Source organism: Mesorhizobium sp. M7A.F.Ca.CA.002.09.1.1, assembly GCF_003998555.1.
GTDB classification, from domain to species: domain Bacteria; phylum Pseudomonadota; class Alphaproteobacteria; order Rhizobiales; family Rhizobiaceae; genus Mesorhizobium; species Mesorhizobium ciceri.
Map to the genome: position 1 here is coordinate 1 of NZ_RZRR01001298.1, position 1074 is coordinate 1074.

The 1074-nt window shown below is 56.4% G+C and carries 1 protein-coding gene; it reads right to left on the minus strand.

Translation table 11 applies throughout. The features are described 5' to 3' along the window. Window positions 1-149 precede the first annotated feature (149 nt). Window positions 150-563, minus strand: coding sequence for a TadE/TadG family type IV pilus assembly protein (locus EN994_RS32685; protein WP_174299092.1), 414 nt, complete (start codon window positions 561-563; stop codon window positions 150-152). Window positions 564-1074 lie beyond the last annotated feature (511 nt).

A 1074-nucleotide genomic window follows, 5' to 3' on the forward strand; every position in this document is an offset into this window, starting at 1 on the left:
GTGTAGATCGAGGCTTCGTCGATGGCCACTGCGGCCAGCGCCAGCGCCACCGGCGCGCTCAATGCCGCCATGACGGTGAAGTTCGCTTTCCTGTCACTCAGCATCAACCGGGCAAGCCGACCGATCCCATTGCACGCATGCAGCAGCATTCAAATGCCCCCGACCCTGATCGTTGACTGGCGCCTGATCGTGGTCCCGGGCATGGCTATGCCCGGGAAAAGGTTCCAGATCGGCAGGTTGCGGGCGTCGTATTGGATGGACACCACGAACTGGCTTCCATCGGCCGTGCTGTCGTTGGCCTGGTAGGTCAACTTGCTGACATCCACGAAGGGATATCCGCCGGCATTGTTGGTGACGAAGCTGGTTACGAGCGTTTGACGTTCGGTCTGGTTCAACCCGGCAATTGCCGTGCGGGCGGCATCCGCTGCGATCTGCTGGATCGAGTTGGCGGCGCCGAAGTATATACCGTATGCAACCATTCCGAGTAGAAGAAGAATGAAAATCGGTGAAAGCAAGGCAAATTCAACCGCAGAGGTACCGCGCTCTTCTTGAAAGTTCCGCATTAGTTGACGGATTTTGGGCAATTTACTTGCTCCGTTACTCATAGCCGCCGCGCGTCTGAAGCTCGAACCGTATAGAAGGTACTCGTAATGTAACCTCAGGTTGCTTAAGAACGCATTAAGACATTCCGGCAAACTGGCATGGCTCCCGATTCGCGGTGAAAAATAGCGTCGAGGTGAAGAAACCAAGTCAAGCTTTTGGTTTCGGCTGGTGTTTCAGCGGCCACACCATAGCTTTCGTCCGCCTTACTTTGGGTGACCCAGAGAGTCTGTTGAAATAAAAATTCTCCGCGTTAGTGTCTGGGCACGAGCCGCAGGACGGGAACCAGCGGCGCGCTCAAAGGGGTCAGATATCGGCTCCAGGGCGTCAACACTTAATAGGCGCGCCAACGGCGGCGCCGACAGGGAGAACTTCATGCTGAAAAACATGCTGAAGGCGACTGTGTTCGCCACGACGATGACGCTGGCCGCCGGGACGTTCTACACGCAGGCCTTTGCCGAGACCGTCTATAAC